Genomic DNA, 17,215 nt, shown 5'->3' on the forward strand with positions numbered 1-17,215 from the left:
CCTTTAAACAATTGAATAATTCTGTTATGATTAAAGTAATTAAATTAGATTTTGTTTTAGCTTTATATTAATGAACAACTTTACACCTTTTAGCGCTCTTTTAGGAGGCGTAATCATTGGACTCTCTGTAGTTTTTTATTTCTATATGACAGGCCGGCTGGCAGGAATTAGTGGAATTTTTGAAAATGCCATAACTAAAGCCTCTCAAAGGCTTTCAAATCTTGCATTTTTACTTGGATTAGTAATTGGGCCTTTAATTTACTTCAATTTTATTGCCTCCAGTGCTCCTGTAGCATTCAACATAACCCACTCTTATCTTTTAATTATTCCAGGTGGTTTTTTAGTTGGTTTTGGAACAAGACTTGGAGGGGGCTGTACTTCTGGGCATGGGATTTGTGGAATTGGAAGGCTATCAACAAGCTCTATAATCGCTACTGGCATTTTTGTAGCAATTGGAATGCTTACTGTTGCTGTTCTTCAGCAGTTTGGGATTTACTTATGAACGATAAAATTATCTCTTTAATTTGCGGGATTATATTTGGTATTGGTTTAGTTATTTCAGGAATGACAAATCCCGAAAAAGTCATAGGTTTTTTAAGTATTACCCACAACTGGGATGCCTCTTTAATATTTGTTATGGGTGGGGCTATTATTACTGCAGGCCCATTCTTTTACTTCTTAAAAAATAAAGAACTTTCAGCCCTAGGTGATAAAATTAATTTGCCTATTAAACAAAATATAGATAAAAAACTAATTATAGGTTCATCACTATTTGGAATTGGTTGGGGGCTTGTTGGTCTTTGTCCTGGACCCGCAATCTCAGCATTAGCAACCTTTGATCCAATTACCCTAGTCTTCCTAATTTCAATGGCTGCAGGTGTTTTAGTTAAAAAAAATACGATAAAATAGAGTTAATTAGCAACTAAAATACTCTTAATTAATCCTTAAGGTACATTATGGCAGATCAAACTCTAGATATGTGCGGCTATGCATGTCCAATGCCTATTTTAAAAACTAAGCAGGCATTAGCCAAAATGAACACGGATGAGGTAATTGAAGTAACGTGCACAGACCAAGGTTCAAAAAAAGACTTTGAAGCCTTCTGCAACCAACTTGGTCATAAGTTATTGTCACAAAAAAATGATGGAAATAAAATCATCTTTAATATTCAAAAAAATTAATTTACCAAACAAAAATGCCTAACTCAAAAGAAATGACTGTTATTGCCTCTAAAGGCACTCTTGACTGGGCATATCCGCCCTTTATACTAGCTTCAACAGGTATTGCGATGGGCAAAGAAGTGACAGTTTTTTGCACTTTTTATGGCTTAAACCTTCTCCTTAAGGATTTGTCACATCTTCGTATATCACCTCAAGGAAATCCAGATATGCCAATGAAAATGCCATTTGGCCCAAAGTGGTTTCAAGCTATAGATTTTAGCCAAAAAATTCCAAATATTTTTTGGAACATCCCTGGTATGGAACTTTTTGCAACTCGAATGATGCTAAAAACCTTTAAAAATAATGGTATGGCTTCAATTGAGGAGCTGAGATCTATTTGTGTTGAAATGGGTGTTAAATTTATTGCCTGCGAAATGACAATGGGTATGTTTGGATTTTCAAGAGATGACTTTATTGAAGGAATAGAATTTGCTGGAGCCGCAACTTATCTTGATGTTGCCGATAAATCTAGCCAAGATTTGTTTATCTAGACTAACGCCAGTCTAGATTCAACCAGCCCCTTTTCTTAGCCTCTAAGGTTAAAATTTTGTCAGCATTTATTGTAACTGGGTGATCAACTAACTCCAAGAGTGGAAGATCATTATGCGAGTCTGAATAAAAAGAAGAACCTTCTAATGTTTCATTATTTTTAGCCATCCATGGCATTAAATTATCTATTTTTCCTGACTGAAAGCATGGAGTCCCAGAAATCTTTCCAGTGTAACGCCCTAACTTTATTTCAGGCTCAGTTGCCAGTAAATGGTCGATCCCATACCTCTTGACAATTGGAGAAGTAACAAAGGTATTTGAGGCTGTTATGACGAGAACTGTGTCTCCATTTTTTTTATGATTATCTATACAATTTTGAGCCTTATCTAAAATAATTGGTTCAATTTTTGCAGTCATAAATTTATGATGGAGCTCACCTAACTCCTTTATGGAGTGTCGCGCTAGTATCTCAAAACTAAACTCTGCCCATGCATATATATCTAATAAGCCTAATTCGTATTGTTGATAAAAATAATCATTCTTTTTTTGAAATGATTGGCGATCAGTAATGATACCTTCATCGCATAAAAACTCGCCCCATAAGTGGTCACTGTCACCGCCGATCAGAGTATTATCAAGATCAAAAATTGCTAAAGACATACTTCTGTTTCCACAATATCAATAATTTCTTCAATTGAGTCAACCACTCTTATTAATTCAAAATTTTCTTTACTTACATAGGATTTTTCGACTGACTGCTCAATCCACAAAAGTAATGATGCCCAAAATTTTGAATCGTACAAAATTATTGGAACTTTTTTCATTTTGTTAGTTTGCATTAGAGTCAAAACCTCCATTAACTCATCTGCAGTTCCATAACCTCCAGGAAAGTACACACAAGCACTAGAGTATTTGACAAGCATAACCTTTCGAGAAAAGAAGTAGTCAAATGTAATATTCTCATCAAGATAAGGATTACTAGATTGCTCTTGTGGTAGTTCAATATTCAGACCTATACTTTTTGATTTCCCCTCATACGCCCCCTTATTTGCAGCACTCATGATGCCAGGACCGCCACCAGTAAATACGTTATAGCCACTATTAGATAAACTTTTTCCTAGCTCATAAGCATCATTATACAAAGGGTCTGTCGGCTTAATTCTAGCGGAGCCAAAAACAGTAACATTATTTTTAAATATCTGAAGTCGCTGTTTTGCAGCCAATAATTCAGCGCCAACCGTTACTAAGCTCATATTAAAGAAAATGCAGTTGCAGCTGCATTGATAGTTTTATCAAGGTCATCATCTGTGTGAGCATTTGATAGAAAGCCCGCTTCATATGCAGATGGCGCTAGATAGATCCCTTGCTTCAGCATCGCATTATAAAATTTCTTAAATAGTTCTATATTACAGCTTGATGCTTGAGAAAAGTTACTAACCTTTTTTTCAGAACTGAAAAATAAACCAAACATTCCTCCAACACTATTACTTGTCATCGGAATATTTTGTGCTTTAGCTTCAGAAACTATTCCATTAACTAAATACTGAGAGCGCTTACCAAGGTTTTCATAAAAAGATTTATCAGATTCCAAAGCGCTCAACATGGCAAGTCCAGAAGCCATTGAAAGAGGATTTCCAGAGAGTGTTCCAGCTTGATAAATAGGTCCAAGAGGGGCAATTTGATTCATAATTTCTTTCTTCCCTCCAAACGCAGCACAAGGAAGGCCACCTCCAATCACTTTTCCTAAGGCAGTAAGATCAGGTTTAACATTATAAAACTCTTGAGCACCACCTAAAGCCACCCGGAAACCTGTCATCACCTCATCAAAAATAAGCACAGCACCATATTCATCACAAATCTTACGTAGACCTTGTAAAAATCCTTCTTTTGGAGGAATACAGTTCATATTTCCTGCAACTGGCTCAACAATAATGCATCCAATTTCTTCGCCCATCTCAGAAAATAATTCCTCCACAACCTCTAAATTATTATATTCAAGTGTCAGAGTATGTTTCGCCAGGTCTTTTGGCACTCCAGGCGAAGTTGGCACACCTAAAGTTAATGCACCTGAACCTGCTTTTACCAATAAAGAGTCAGAATGACCATGATAACAACCCTCAAATTTTAAAATTTTATCTCGCCCTGTATACCCTCTAGCCAAGCGAATTGCGCTCATAGTTGCTTCAGTACCTGAACTCACCATCCGAACTAAATCAATTGAAGGAACAAGCTTACAAACTTTCTTTGCAAGAGATGTTTCAATTTCAGTAGGCGCCCCAAAACCCAATCCTTTCTCTAAAACAGCTTTTACTGAATCTATAATTACAGGATTAGCATGCCCTAAAATCATTGGCCCCCAAGAGCCTACATAATCAATATAAGAATTGCCATCTACATCATAAAGATAAGCACCTTCTCCACGCTCAAAAAATATTGGAGTTCCACCGACACCATTAAAGGCACGAACAGGCGAATTCACGCCTCCAGGCATATAGTCTTGAGCCTCTTTAAATAATGCTGATGATCGATTCATTAGTTTTCCTGAATATTAGTAATAGTTGGGTATTTTTTTAAATGAGAAATATGTGACCAGACAATTAATACATTATCCAATAATAACTTCATATTGACAGTAGTTTGTGACATAGAAATCGCAGAATTAATATCATCTTGCAGATTAAATAAATAATTACTAGATGCTCTCTCAACAACCCTATTTAGCTCTAGATTAGCCCCTTCATGATTTAAGATTTTTATTTTTATCCCTTCATTAATTAGCTGTTGTAAACATTTCAAAACCCCAATTTCATTTCCGTCAAATATTGCAGTATCGTATATCTTAGTTGGGCTTATTGCAATCTCCAATAGTGAATTCTGCCAGTTTTGATAGTGAAAAAAGTAGTCCCCCTTTAAATCCTCTAGGGCCTTATAAGGTATTCCATGGGAGCCTTCTAATAGCTGCAAAGCATCAAAATCATCTCTTGAATCTTTGTCAATATTTTTTGAGAGCCAATCTGCGCTTTCTTGCTCATATGTGGGATTGATATGGATAGTCTGGCATCTAGATAAAACAGTTTGCGGAAGTGAGCGAGCATTGTGTGCTAATAAAATAATAAGAGTATTTTTTCTAGGCTCTTCTAGAGTCTTTAAAAGACCATTTGCAGCATTTACATTCATTTGGTCCGCGTAAAAAATAATGCCAATTTGCAGTGAGTCAGCTGTTTTTCCAAGTGATTCACAAAAAGCACGAATCTGATCTACACGAATATCCTTAGACATAGAGCCTGAGTCATTTAGTTCAGCTCGGCAATAAATTAAGTTTGGATAATGCGATCGTCGTATTAATACACTATGCTCTAAATTAGCATTTGGCTCATCTTTTGTTAAAGATAAACAGACTGCACAGCTCCCACAGGATGAATCTTTGCATAGGAGTTTTTGAATTAGGGTTTGGGCAAATTCGAATTTACCTATCTTTTGAACTCCAGTAATAAGAAGCGCATGCGGCAAATGATTCTGATCAATCATTTTATTTATCTTTTTATGAGCACTACTATGCCAAGGCAAATTCATAATACGTCTAAAAATAATTTTATGTTGTTATGAATTTCACTTATTGAGCCGCTTGCATCAATTAATTTTATTCTCTCTGGATAGGATTTAGATCTATCAATAAAAACTGAGCGCACCCGTTCAAAAAAGGCTCTTTCCTCCAACTCAATCCTATCTTTGGCTGCTCTTGCTTCTACTCTTTGCATTCCAACATCAACACTCACATCAAGAAACAACGTTAAATTTGGTTGAAATTCACCTAATACCCAGCTTTCAAGCTTAGAAATACGATTTAAGTCAAGCATTCTACCTCCGCCTTGATAAGCAAATGAAGCATCAGTGAATCGATCACTAACAACCCAAGAGCCCTTATTTAGAGCAGGGATAATTTTATTCTGTATTAACTCATTACGGGAGCTAAACATTAGCAATAACTCTGTATCACTATGCATTTCTTTATTATCAACATCAAGCAATAGTGAACGAATTTTTTCACCTAGATCAGTACCACCTGGCTCACGAGTTCTTACAACATCTATACTTTTTCGCTGCAAATAACTACAAATAAGATCAATTTGAGTACTTTTACCAGAACCTTCAACACCATCAATTGTAATAAATTTTCCTTTATTCATAACTTTCAATTTTAGACTAGTTATTATTTAAATATTTCTTGATATTTTCTTTATGTTTCTCATAGTTTGGTGCAAAAGCATGGCTACCATCTTTTTTTGAAACAAAATATAAGTCAGTATTGCTTGAAGGATTAAGGGCGGCGAACAGAGACTGATAACCTACAGAAGAAATTGCTCCTGGTGGTAGCCCTTTATTGCGGTAGGTATTATATAAACTGTTTATCCTTAAATCACTCTTCTTAAGTGGAGGGGAGTAAGCATCTCCTAAAGCATAAATAACAGTTGGGTCAGTTTGAAGCCGCATCCCTTCATTAAGTCTACGTATAAATACACCTGAAATTAATGATTTTTCTTCATCTAGTGCTGTTTCATTTTCTATTAGAGAGGCTAGGATAATAGCTTCATACGGTGACTTAAGTGGCAAACCTTTATCTCTTTGATCCCACAATACCATTAAATTTTTCATCAATTCTTGATGAGCCCTTTTCAATACATTCTCAAGGCTCTCTCCATAATTAAAACTATATGTTTCAGGAAAAAACCATCCATCATATGGCTCATTAATACCAATTGATGTCATTACCTCTTTAAGAGAGCCACTAGGCTTAATAGAAGGATCATTACTTAATTGATTGAAATAAAATTTAATAGTCTTACCTTCTATCAAGGTCACCTTTGTCGAAAGAACAGATCCTGTTGAAATTTTATCTATAAAAGTCCATACACTTGTGCCTGGCAATATCTCATAATAACCTGACTTTAATTTCTTATTAGCATTAAGAAACTTACTGAATGATGTAAAAAATAACTCAGACTTTATGAGTCCCTTATTACTCAGTTCTTTGGCAATAGAGCCCATTGAAGATCCTTTTTTAACCTCAAATATATGGCTTTCAGTAACCATCATATCTTTCGAAGAAAGGGACCAGATTGCAAATAATAGCAAAACAAGTAAAGCTGCTAATTTTGAAAACTTTTTATTCTTATCGCTTATGGACATGTCCACGAACTAATTTCTTTTGTTTTAGATAAAAATGCTTTTTGAATCTTTTCTGTTAGTGGATTTTTGCCAAACTTATAACTCTCAATTGAATGGACAGGCTGAATACCTATCACGCTATTTGAAATAAATACCTCGTCGGCCTTTTGGGCTTGATTAATAGAAATATTACTTTCTAAAGCTTCAATTTTAAGTGACATTGCAAGCTCAAGAATAAGCGATCTTCTGCTACCCACAACACCGCAGCAATCTAGTTTAGGTGTTAATAACTTATTTCCAAATATATAGTAGATATTGCCTTGTGTTACCGAGATGATATTTTCTTTTTCATCCAGCATAATTGCCTCATTACTTGACAAGTTAGACCTTGCTAAAATCTGTTCAAGCCTATTGCAATGCTTTATGCCAGCTAATTGTGGATTTGAATGATAACCACTTATTGCATATTCAAGAGAAAATTCTTTATTAAATAAAGGTTGATACATTTCAGAGACAATAACAACTCTTACAGGCTCAATGTCATCTCTATAGCCATACCCTCTGAGAGAATCACCACGTGACAAGATCAACTTAACAATGCAATTTTTCTTCGAAGATAACTCAAATGCCTTCTTTATATCGCTCAGCAATATAACTTCATCTATCTTATTAATGTTAAGTTTTACGCAACCTATTTCTAAGCGAGAATAATGACGTGGCCAAAATAAAATTTGATTATCCCTAGCAACACAAGTTTCAAATAAACCGTCGCCATACTGCATATTTCGGTTAAAAATAGAAATCTTGTCCTGCTCTTCACCATTAATCAATACAACTGGATTCATATCATGATTTTGTCTTTGTGTAAGAATAAATTATAGCGAAAGAAAAGTAAACCTTATAGCTACCTTAATTGAGAGAATGCGAGTCAACCAAACAAAGCTCTATAAAGAAAAGAATCAAGAATAGCCTTGTTTATGAGTAAGAGCAGCAGTAATCTACTACAGATTTTACTTCCAGCTTAAAAGAGCTGTTTGCAGGAACCTCAAACGATTCCCCGCCTTGAATCATTTGCCATTCAGTTTTTCCAGCTAACAATACATTCATTTCACCAGCTGTAATTTCCATTAATTCATTCTGCTCAGTGCCAAATTCAAAGGAGCCTGGCATCATAATTCCCAGAGTTTTAACTACTCCATCTCTGAATTTAACCTTTCTACTTGTAACCTTGCCATCAAAATAAATGTTAGCCTCTTTACTAATTTCTACATTTTTAAATGTTGACATAATGTACTCCTAAACTTGGTCCATGACATACTGAGTTAATAGAGGAACTGGCCTTCCTGTTGCGCCTTTTTTTGAACCTCCAAGCCAAGCAGTTCCTGCAATATCAATATGTGCCCAAGAGTAATTCTTAGTATAACGAGCTAGAAAACACGCGGCAGTTACAGTTCCCGCTTCTCTCCCACCAATATTTGCCATATCTGCAAAATTAGACTTAAGTAATTCATCATATTCATCATCAAGTGGTAGCTGCCAAACTGTATCCATTGATGAAATCCCTGATGCTTTAAGGCTATCAGCGAGATTTTGGTCATTAGACATAACGCCAGAGTGATGTTTACCTAATGCAACAATCACAGCACCAGTAAGAGTCGCAACATCAATCACAACTTTAGGGTTAAATTTTTCACAGTAAGTTAGGGCATCACAAAGAATCAACCGGCCCTCTGCGTCTGTATTTAGAATCTCTATAGTTTGGCCAGACATACTTTTTACCACATCTCCTGGTCTAGAGGCGTTGTGAGCAGGCATATTTTCAACAGTAGGTACTACAACTGTTAAGTTAACTTTAAGGCCCATCTCCGCTACCGCGCTCATTGTTCCAAGAACTGATGCAGCTCCACACATATCGTACTTCATCTCATCCATACCAGATCCTGGCTTTAACGAAATACCTCCACTATCAAAAGTTACCCCTTTTCCAACTAGAACAATCGGATCTTCTTTTCCACCATTAGAGTAATTTAAACTAATTAGCTTTGCAGGTTGTGATGATCCAAGAGAAACTGATAGCAATGAATTCATCCCTAAGGCCTCCATGTCTGACTCCTCTAAAACCTCACATTTCAGATTGTAGGTTGATGCTAATAATTGAGCTCTTTCAGCAATATAAGTTGGCGTGCATATATTAGGTGGCAAGTCACCTAACTCTCGTGCCAGAGCCATTCCATTTGCAATTGCAACTCCTTTACTGATTTCTGTAATACCATTATTTTCAGAATGAATATTCACTGCCTCAAGAACGGTAGCTTTCTTTTCCAATTCTAAGCCAACTTTTTTTATCTGATAACATTCATTTTTTAATACTCGAGCAGTTGTAATTTGTAACCAAGAATCGTCACATCCTTCTACTTCAAGGCTTGGTATTACAACATTTTTTACTTTTGTATCATCCATGGCTGAAGAAAGCGACTTAAGAACCTTAATATATTTTTTTTGAGTTAATGGCGACTCTCCTAAGCCAATTGCTAATACCCTTTTTGATTTATAGCCCTCGACTTTACCAACCATTAAGGTCTCGCCTAGTTTTGCTTCAAAACGATGGAGCTCAAGAAGCTCTTGAAGAATTCTATTTTCATGAGTTGTATCTTTAAAAACAAAAGCGACTGAGCAGTCACCACTGTAATGATCAGCTGCTTGATAAGTAACAAAAAATTCCATGACTTTTTTCCGAAAATTATAATCTCGGTATTCTACCAAAAAACTGTAAAATTTACTTCTTTAATCTTGAATTTTTAATATGAAAAAGCTTCTTCTTTTATCTTTAATCATAATTACTAACTCCGTAACTGCAAATGTTGACAAGGTTTTTGATAATTTAAAGCCATTCTTCCCAACTATTAAGATTGAGAATATAAGCAGCTCAGAATTGGAAGGTTTTTACGAGGTAGTTCTTACCACTCCTCAGATTGAAGTTTTGTATATTTCGCTTGATGGGCGTTATGTTATTCAAGGTGCAGTAACCGACATAGAGTTAATGGCCAATCTTTCTACTAAAAAAATAAACTCAGAAAAAATTAACATTTTAAATAGTATTGATGAAAATAATAAAATAGTTTTCAAGGCCGAAAATGAGCAATACATTCTCCATGTTTTTACGGATGTAGACTGTCCTTATTGTGCAAAGCTTCACTCAAATATGCAGGGTATGAATTCTCTAGGTATTACAGTTAAATATTTAGCTGCTCCAATTGAACAACTTCATCCTAATGCACAAAGCGCTATGGAAAAAATATGGTGTGCGGAAGACAAAGCTATTGCAATGCACAACTATAAAACTAATCGTTATTTACCTAATAGCCCTGATTGCATAAATCCTGTTGAAGATCAACTAGCAATCTCTAAGCAATTAGGAGTTAATGGAACGCCTTCAATCTTCCTTGAAAATGGCTCAAATATTCCTGGCTACCAAGAGCCCAATCAACTTTTAAATAGTATCTTACAAGCAATTGCTCAATAACGAAAACTCTAGGGTTATAGCTCATAAAGCAATCTGCCTGGTAGCTCTAGAGAAGCAAGCATTATCGGACGCCTTATTTCCAGCGGAAAGTACTGAATCTCCTTTTGCAAAATCCTTGGTATATGGCTCAATCCGATTCTATCATCATCTTAATGACATAATTACGCCTCGTATAAAGAAGCCTTTAGAGAGGAAAAATCTTGATATCCATAGTTTATTAGTTCTTGGGGCGTATCAACTTTTATACACTGATATTTCAAGTCATGCAGCAATCAATGAAACTGTTGAAATTGCAGAAAAAATTGGAAAAACCTGGGCCAAAGGTTTTGTTAATGCAATACTTAGAGGAATTGATCGAGATAAAGACTCAATCTTGAAGACAGCTCATCATTCTCATCCAAGCTGGCTTGTAAAAAAAATAAAAAAAGATTACCCGCTAGACTACCAAGAAATATTTTTTGAGAATAATAAAAAAGCCCCAATGTCAATTCGAGTTCACCCATCAATTGATTTAAGTGCTTTTCAAGAGAAATTAAAAAAACAAGATATATTTTCCGAGAAATCAAGCATTGCACCGCAAGCACTTATTCTTGAGAGTGCTGTAAAAGTAGGCAGCCTGCCAGATTTTGAAAAAGGGTCTTGCTACGTGCAGGATGTATCTGCTCAACTTGCAGCTCATCTAGTCTCACCAAAAAAAGGGGAATTAATTCTTGATGCATGTTGCGCTCCTGGAGGTAAAACAACTCACATAGCCGAGCTATGTCCTGAAGCAAATATAGTTGCACTAGATAGTGATGAAACACGGTTACTAAAAGTTAAAGAAAATATTGATCGCCTTAAAACTAATAATGTTGAAATGATTGTTGGGGACGCAACAAGGCAAGACTGGTGGAACCAAAAACAGTTTGATAAAATCTTAATTGACGCCCCCTGTTCAGGAACAGGAGTCATTCGAAGACACCCAGATATTAAACTATTAAGAAAACTAAAAGATGTCAATCAAATTACTAAAATTCAAGCTTTAATTCTTGATAATTTATGGCATCTCTTAAAGCCCGGTGGGGAACTTATATATGCTACTTGCTCAGTTCTTCCAGATGAAAACGAGAGACAAATTATTAGCTTTCTTGAAAGGTTTGAAGATGCTATCAATGAAGAAATATCCCTTTCATGGGGAGATGGCTCCATTGGAAAACAACAACTCCCTAAGAAAATATATGACGGCTTTTATTATGCCAAACTTACAAAAAAGCTATAAAAGTTAATTGCCTTTATTTTTCCTCAAGTGCAATGTCTAAAACCTGATCTATCCACTTAACTTTAATAATCTCAAGTTTACTTTTAATTTTTTCGGGCACTTCAGACAATTCACGCTCATTATCTTCAGGAATAATGACAGTTTGAATCCCGCCCCGCATCGCTGCAAGTAATTTTTCTTTTAGCCCACCAATTGGAGTTATTTCGCCCCTTAGAGTTATTTCTCCAGTCATTGCCACTGCAGCTTTTACCTTTCGACCTGTTAAAACCGACACAAGAGCGGTGCACATTGCAGCTCCAGCACTTGGACCATCCTTCGGAGTTGATCCGTCAGGCACATGAATATGAATATCAAGTTTTTCATGAAAGTCATCCGCTATACCAAGTGATTCAGCTCGCAATCTTGTTACAGACATTGCCGCCTGAATGGATTCCTTCATGACATCACCAAGCTGGCCTGTGTAATTAAGCTTTCCTTTACCTTTGTATGAAGAAGCTTCAATTGTAAGCAAGTCTCCACCAACAGATGTCCATGCCAGTCCAGTCACTTCACCAATTTGATTGTGTTCTTCAGCAAGACCGAAGCGATATTTCTTCATACCTAAAAATTTTGGAAGGCTTTTTGAATTGATGATTGCCCTAGCTTTTCGTTTTTTTAGAGTGATATCTTTAATAACCTTTCTACAAATACTTCCAATTTCGCGATCGAGGCTTCGAACTCCTGCCTCTCTTGTGTAATAACGAATAATATCCATTAATGCGGAGTCTTTAAAAATAATTTCAGAGCTTTTAACACCATTATTTTTCATTTGTTTAGAAATTAGATGGCGCTTAGCAATTTCAAGCTTCTCATCTTCAGTATATCCAGACAAGTGAATAATCTCCATGCGATCTATTAAAGCTTCAGGAAGATTTAAAGAGTTTGCAGTAGCAACAAACATGACTTGGGAAAGATCATAATCAACTTCTAGGTAATGATCATTAAAAGTATGATTTTGTTCTGGATCTAAAACTTCTAGCATTGCAGAGCCAGGATCTCCTCTAAAATCAGATGCCATCTTATCAATCTCATCTAATAGAAATAATGGATTTTTTACATTAACTTTTTGCATTTTTTGGACAATTGAACCAGGCATTGCCCCAATATAAGTTCTTCTATGGCCTCGAATTTCAGCTTCGTCTCGAACCCCCCCAAGAGCCATACGAACATATTTACGATTGACTGATTTTGCAATTGACTCACCAAGAGAAGTTTTTCCAACTCCTGGTGGTCCGACCAAACATAATATATTTGCTTTATTATGGGTGACTCGACTTTGGACTGCTAAGTGCTCCATGATCCTCTCTTTAACTTTATCCAAGCCATAGTGATCTTCGTCTAGAATTTTTTTAGCTTTTACCAAATCTTGGTTTGTTTTCGTTTTTTTACTCCAGGGAACTAAGCATAAATTTTCTATGTAAGTCCTAATGATTGAAGCATCTGATGATTGAGAAGACATTCTTTGAAGCTTATTAAGCTCACCTTGGGCCTTCTTCTTAGCTTCTTTAGGCATTTTTGCCTTATTAATACTGTTTTGTAATTCTTCAATCTCATTCTCATCATCGACAGTTCCAAGCTCTTTTTGAATGGACTTCATTTGCTCATTCAAATAGTAATCCCTTTGATTGGATTCCATCTGTTTGCGCACTCGACTTTGAATTTTTTGCTCTGCGCCAAGAACATCTAGCTCTCCTTCAAGGATTGATAGAATTTTCTCGAGTCTTTCTCTTGCCTCACTGCTCTCAAGCAAGTTCTGCTTTTCTTCAATTTTAAGATTAAGATTTGCAATAATGACATCACTGAAACGCTCAATATCTGTAATCTCTTTAAGTACTTTATACACTTCTTCAGGGATTTTTTTGCTGAGCTTGATATATTTTTCAAAGTTTTCAAGGGCTAAACGCATCATAGCCTTTATCTCAGTGTCATCATCATGAGTCAAACTACAGTCACTTAAAATTACTTCTGTATGCTCACCTAAATCAACAAATTCTTCGATTTTTGCTCTTTTAACACCTTCGACTAAAACTTTAATAGTTCCATCTGGAAGTTTCAGTAATTGAAGAATTGTTGCGAGGGTTCCAACCTTGTGAAGCTGCTCATTATTTGGCTCTTCAATAGTTTCATCTTTCTGGGTAACTAAAAAAATATTCTTATCAGCCTCCATAGCCTGAGTAACTGCATTAACTGAAGATTTTCTTCCTATAAATAAAGGAATTACCGTGTGCGGGAAAACTACTACATCTCTAAGAGGAAGTAGTGGAATTGATTGCTTGCTTAAGCCGTTTGGCTCTGTGATGATTTCTGTTCCCATAATAATGAAACGCCTTGCTTGTCTAGTAATCTTTCTAGATAGTGTCGAGTGACATTAATTTCAAGTAGCCATTGCCCAAATTCATTCATTATTTCTTTTTGAATAAATCCGACTTTATGAATTTCACTTCTAATGTAAGCAGATTGAACATCTAACTTAATTCCTGCAAAAGTCATCATTCCGCTTAAACTCTGCGAAAGTGCCTGATAAAGCAGATCTATTCCTTCTCCCGAATGAGCTGAAATCCAAACTCTATAAATATTACCATCATGGTCTTTATCAAGGCGAGGTTTAAAATCAGCAATTCCATCAATCTTATTCATTACAATAATTTTTGGAATATCTTGTGCCTCTATTTGCTCAATAATATCCTCTACCTGCTCAATTTTATCTCTATTATTCGAATCTGACGCATCGACCACATGAAGTAGGACGTTAGCTTGTCGTGTTTCTTCAAGAGTCGACTTAAAGGCCTCAACCAGCTCATGAGGTAGATCTTGAATAAAGCCAACCGTGTCAGCTATAACTGCCTCGCCAGAAGCTGGTAAGATAACACGTCGAATAGTTGAGTCTAGTGTAGCAAATAACTTGTTATCTGCATAAACTTTGGCCTTAGTTAGAAGGTTAAAGAGTGTTGATTTTCCTGCATTTGTATATCCTGCAAGTGAAATCATAGGAAGTTGATTCTTAATTCGGGATTTACGTCCCAAATCATGCTGCTTATGAACCTTATCTAGTCGCTTATTAATATTTTTTATACGTACCGAAATTAATCGCTTATCAGTCTCTAGCTGTGTCTCACCTGGACCACGAAGTCCAATGCCACCTTTTTGTCTTTCAAGGTGAGTCCAGCCTCTTACAAGTCTAGTAGATAAATGCTTCAACTGTGCTAGCTCTACTTGCAACTTTCCCTCAAAGGAGCTTGCTCTTAATGCAAAGATATCTAATATTAAGCCAGTTCGGTCCATCACTTGACACTTTAATGCTTTCTCTAAATTACGTTCTTGAGAGGGGGATAACTGCAGAGAAAAAATAACTAAATCGATTTCATTGTCACACACAATTGTTGATAGCTCATCAACCTTCCCAGTGCCAATAAAAAACTGAGCTTTAGTAATGCTTCTTTTAACTGTTATAGTGTCAATAATACTGAGGCCAGAGGACAATGCCAACTGCTGGAATTCACCAATACTGCTTGATGCCTGTCTATTTGAAGTTAGCTCAATATGAACCAATATAGTTCTTTCGCCTTGGCCAACTGCATCCTTTTGGCGATCAAAAAGCTCCATAGATGTTCTTAAGAGGCCAGTATATAAAAAATGAAATTAATCAACTTGCTTTACGAATATTGCTTTGTTTTTTATCAGAAACATGAACAATCACAGGTTTTTTCTTTCTTTCCACAACCTCTTTATCTACAACAACTTCTTTGACGCTTGGAGTTGAAGGTATTTCATACATCATCTCCAGTAGTAAATCTTCTAAAATAGCTCTCAAGCCCCTTGCACCAGTTTTCCTTTTCAGCGCAAGTTTAGCAATCGCTAAAAGAGCATTTTTTCTTATCGTCAGCTTAACACCCTCAATGGCAAAAAATTGTTGAAACTGCTTGACTACAGAATTTTTGGGCTTCGTAAGAATTTGAACCAATGCCTCTTCATCAAGCTCATCTAAAGAAGTATGAACAGCTAAACGACCAACTAATTCAGGAATTAATCCAAATTTAATTAAATCATCTGGCTCTAAAAATTTATAAAGCTCAGTTAATGTTTTTTTACCACTTGCTTCCTTAACGTTAGCAGAAAAACCAATACCAGTAGCCTTTTCAATGCGCCTATCAATTACTTTCCCAAGCCCATCAAATGCACCACCACAAATAAACAATATTTTTGAAGTGTCAACATCAATAGTTTCTTGGTTAGGATGTTTTCTTCCACCCTGAGGAGGAACTGATGCAATAGTGCCTTCAATCAACTTAAGCATAGCTTGCTGAACTCCTTCACCAGAAACATCTCTTGTGATTGAGGGGGAGTCAGACCGGCGTGAAATCTTATCGATTTCATCTATAAAAATAATGCCTTGTTCTGCCCTTTCTGGATCAAAATCACATTTTGAGAGCAGGCTTTTAATTACATTCTCTACATCATCACCAACATAGCCAGCCTCTGTTAAAGTTGTTGCATCAGCAACAGCAAAAGGTACGTCCAAAAAACGCGCCAGAGATTGCGCAAGAAGCGTTTTGCCACTTCCTGTTGGGCCTATAAGTAAAATATTTGATTTATCAAGCTCTACATCGTTTGAGATGTAATTTGTTTTTAATCGCTTGTAGTGATTATAAACTGCCACTGAAAGAACTTTTTTGGCATGGGACTGTCCAATCACATACTCATCTAAAGAGGCATACAATTCTTTTGGAGTATTATTCCAATCCTGATGTTGATCTTTTTTATCTTTGATAGTTTGCTCTTGAATCAAGCTATAGCAAGAGTCTATACATTCATCACAAATATAAACTCCCGGTCCTGCAATTAGGCGAACTACTTCATCTTTATGTTTTGAGCAGAACGAACAGCTAAGGTCTTCAGTATTTTGGTCCATAGACAAACTTAAATTTATCGCTTATTAATTACTTTATCAATGAGTCCATATTTCGCAGACTCGCTTGCTGACATAAAATTATCTCTATCAGTATCTTTCTGAATATTTTTCATACTTTGACCAGTATGGTTCTTAAGTATGGTGTTTAAGTTATCTCTAACTTTAAGAATTTCTTGTGCATGAATATCTATATCACTTGCCTGACCGGAAAATCCTCCAAGAGGCTGATGAATCATCATCCTAGCATGAGGTAGCGCAAACCTTTTCCCCTTAGTACCAGCTGTAAGAAGTAATGCACCCATACTTGCCGCCTGTCCAATACAAAGAGTAGAAATATCTGGCTTAATAAATTGCATTGTGTCATAAATAGCAAGTCCTGCAGTTACTGAGCCACCTGGTGAATTTATATACAAATGAATATCTTTGTCTGGATTCTCAGATTCTAAAAAAAGCAATTGAGCTACTACTACATTTGCAGTGTAATCTTCAACCGGACCAACCATAAAAACAACTCGCTCTTTGAGAAGCCTAGAATAAATATCATAAGCCCTCTCTCCTCTTCCAGAGCTCTCAATTACCATTGGGATTTGATTTAAGTTTTGAATTGTCAT

The 17,215-nt window shown here is 36.0% G+C and carries 19 protein-coding genes; 6 read left to right on the forward strand and 13 right to left on the reverse strand.

Going from position 1 to position 17,215, the window contains the following annotated elements; translation table 11 throughout:
* Positions 1–70: 70 nt before the first annotated feature.
* The 4 genes from ABXT69_RS07180 to ABXT69_RS07195 are packed head-to-tail and all read left to right on the forward strand — an operon-like array spanning position 71 to position 1,711.
* The gene (locus ABXT69_RS07180; RefSeq protein WP_416677649.1) at positions 71–502 is read left to right on the forward strand and encodes a YeeE/YedE family protein; all 432 of its coding nucleotides are present in this window, start codon (positions 71–73) and stop codon (positions 500–502) included.
* The gene (locus ABXT69_RS07185; RefSeq protein WP_416677651.1) at positions 499–909 is read left to right on the forward strand and encodes a DUF6691 family protein; all 411 of its coding nucleotides are present in this window, start codon (positions 499–501) and stop codon (positions 907–909) included. Before ABXT69_RS07180 ends, ABXT69_RS07185 begins: the two co-directional genes overlap by 4 nt.
* A 47-nt stretch (positions 910–956) precedes the next feature.
* The gene (locus ABXT69_RS07190; protein ID WP_271558474.1) at positions 957–1,181 is read left to right on the forward strand and encodes a sulfurtransferase TusA family protein; all 225 of its coding nucleotides are present in this window, start codon (positions 957–959) and stop codon (positions 1,179–1,181) included.
* 14 nt (positions 1,182–1,195) lie between these two features.
* Positions 1,196–1,711, forward strand: a complete 516-nt coding sequence (locus ABXT69_RS07195) for a DsrE/DsrF/DrsH-like family protein (RefSeq protein WP_271537945.1) — start codon at positions 1,196–1,198, stop codon at positions 1,709–1,711.
* A gap of 1 nt (position 1,712) precedes the next feature.
* Here ABXT69_RS07195 and ABXT69_RS07200 read toward each other — a convergent pair whose 3' ends face one another.
* From ABXT69_RS07200 to ABXT69_RS07240, 9 genes are all read right to left on the reverse strand, one after another.
* Complete coding sequence (locus tag ABXT69_RS07200) at positions 1,713–2,369, reverse strand: HAD family hydrolase (protein ID WP_416677654.1); 657 nt, start codon at positions 2,367–2,369, stop codon at positions 1,713–1,715.
* Positions 2,360–2,962, reverse strand: a complete 603-nt coding sequence (locus ABXT69_RS07205; protein ID WP_416677656.1) for a TIGR00730 family Rossman fold protein — start codon at positions 2,960–2,962, stop codon at positions 2,360–2,362. The genes ABXT69_RS07200 and ABXT69_RS07205 overlap by 10 nt, the downstream gene beginning before the upstream one ends.
* The gene (gene hemL / locus ABXT69_RS07210; RefSeq protein WP_416677658.1) at positions 2,959–4,242 is read right to left on the reverse strand and encodes a glutamate-1-semialdehyde 2,1-aminomutase; all 1,284 of its coding nucleotides are present in this window, start codon (positions 4,240–4,242) and stop codon (positions 2,959–2,961) included. Before hemL ends, ABXT69_RS07205 begins: the two co-directional genes overlap by 4 nt.
* Positions 4,242–5,282 carry a DNA polymerase III subunit delta' gene (locus ABXT69_RS07215; RefSeq protein ID WP_416677660.1) on the reverse strand — a complete coding sequence of 347 codons (1,041 nt, stop codon included), beginning with the start codon at positions 5,280–5,282 and terminating at the stop codon, positions 4,242–4,244. The genes hemL and ABXT69_RS07215 overlap by 1 nt, the downstream gene beginning before the upstream one ends.
* Positions 5,279–5,896, reverse strand: coding sequence for a dTMP kinase (tmk, locus tag ABXT69_RS07220; RefSeq protein ID WP_416677661.1), 618 nt, complete (start codon positions 5,894–5,896; stop codon positions 5,279–5,281). Before tmk ends, ABXT69_RS07215 begins: the two co-directional genes overlap by 4 nt.
* A 16-nt stretch (positions 5,897–5,912) precedes the next feature.
* The gene (gene mltG / locus ABXT69_RS07225) at positions 5,913–6,896 is read right to left on the reverse strand and encodes an endolytic transglycosylase MltG (RefSeq protein ID WP_416677663.1); all 984 of its coding nucleotides are present in this window, start codon (positions 6,894–6,896) and stop codon (positions 5,913–5,915) included.
* Positions 6,887–7,720 (reverse strand): aminodeoxychorismate lyase, encoded by an 834-nt coding sequence (pabC, locus tag ABXT69_RS07230; RefSeq protein ID WP_416677665.1) that lies wholly within the window; start codon positions 7,718–7,720, stop codon positions 6,887–6,889. The genes mltG and pabC overlap by 10 nt, the downstream gene beginning before the upstream one ends.
* Before the next feature lie 130 nt (positions 7,721–7,850).
* Positions 7,851–8,162, reverse strand: coding sequence for a pyrimidine/purine nucleoside phosphorylase (locus tag ABXT69_RS07235; protein ID WP_416677666.1), 312 nt, complete (start codon positions 8,160–8,162; stop codon positions 7,851–7,853).
* A 9-nt stretch (positions 8,163–8,171) separates the two neighbouring features.
* Positions 8,172–9,599 carry a leucyl aminopeptidase gene (locus tag ABXT69_RS07240; RefSeq protein WP_416677667.1) on the reverse strand — a complete coding sequence of 476 codons (1,428 nt, stop codon included), beginning with the start codon at positions 9,597–9,599 and terminating at the stop codon, positions 8,172–8,174.
* A 79-nt stretch (positions 9,600–9,678) separates the two neighbouring features.
* Here ABXT69_RS07240 and ABXT69_RS07245 point away from each other — a divergent pair, with 79 nt between their 5' ends.
* Together ABXT69_RS07245 and rsmB are read left to right on the forward strand one after the other, a co-directional pair.
* Positions 9,679–10,398 carry a DsbC family protein gene (locus ABXT69_RS07245; protein WP_416677669.1) on the forward strand — a complete coding sequence of 240 codons (720 nt, stop codon included), beginning with the start codon at positions 9,679–9,681 and terminating at the stop codon, positions 10,396–10,398.
* Positions 10,388–11,656 (forward strand): 16S rRNA (cytosine(967)-C(5))-methyltransferase RsmB, encoded by a 1,269-nt coding sequence (gene rsmB, locus ABXT69_RS07250; RefSeq protein ID WP_416677670.1) that lies wholly within the window; start codon positions 10,388–10,390, stop codon positions 11,654–11,656. The genes ABXT69_RS07245 and rsmB overlap by 11 nt, the downstream gene beginning before the upstream one ends.
* A gap of 13 nt (positions 11,657–11,669) precedes the next feature.
* Here rsmB and lon read toward each other — a convergent pair whose 3' ends face one another.
* From lon to clpP, 4 genes are read right to left on the reverse strand one after another with little or no spacing between them, the layout of a single operon-like run.
* Complete coding sequence (gene lon, locus ABXT69_RS07255; RefSeq protein WP_416677672.1) at positions 11,670–14,009, reverse strand: endopeptidase La; 2,340 nt, start codon at positions 14,007–14,009, stop codon at positions 11,670–11,672.
* Positions 13,973–15,298 (reverse strand): ribosome rescue GTPase HflX, encoded by a 1,326-nt coding sequence (hflX, locus tag ABXT69_RS07260; protein ID WP_416677673.1) that lies wholly within the window; start codon positions 15,296–15,298, stop codon positions 13,973–13,975. Before hflX ends, lon begins: the two co-directional genes overlap by 37 nt.
* A gap of 40 nt (positions 15,299–15,338) precedes the next feature.
* Positions 15,339–16,604 carry an ATP-dependent Clp protease ATP-binding subunit ClpX gene (gene clpX / locus ABXT69_RS07265; protein ID WP_416677674.1) on the reverse strand — a complete coding sequence of 422 codons (1,266 nt, stop codon included), beginning with the start codon at positions 16,602–16,604 and terminating at the stop codon, positions 15,339–15,341.
* Between the two features lie 14 nt (positions 16,605–16,618).
* On the reverse strand, positions 16,619–17,215 hold the full coding sequence (gene clpP / locus ABXT69_RS07270; protein WP_416677676.1) for an ATP-dependent Clp endopeptidase proteolytic subunit ClpP: 597 nt from the start codon (positions 17,213–17,215) through the stop codon (positions 16,619–16,621).

The sequence above is a fragment of the Candidatus Pseudothioglobus sp. Uisw_016 genome, from assembly GCF_048087635.1.
Taxonomy (GTDB): domain Bacteria; phylum Pseudomonadota; class Gammaproteobacteria; order PS1; family Pseudothioglobaceae; genus Pseudothioglobus.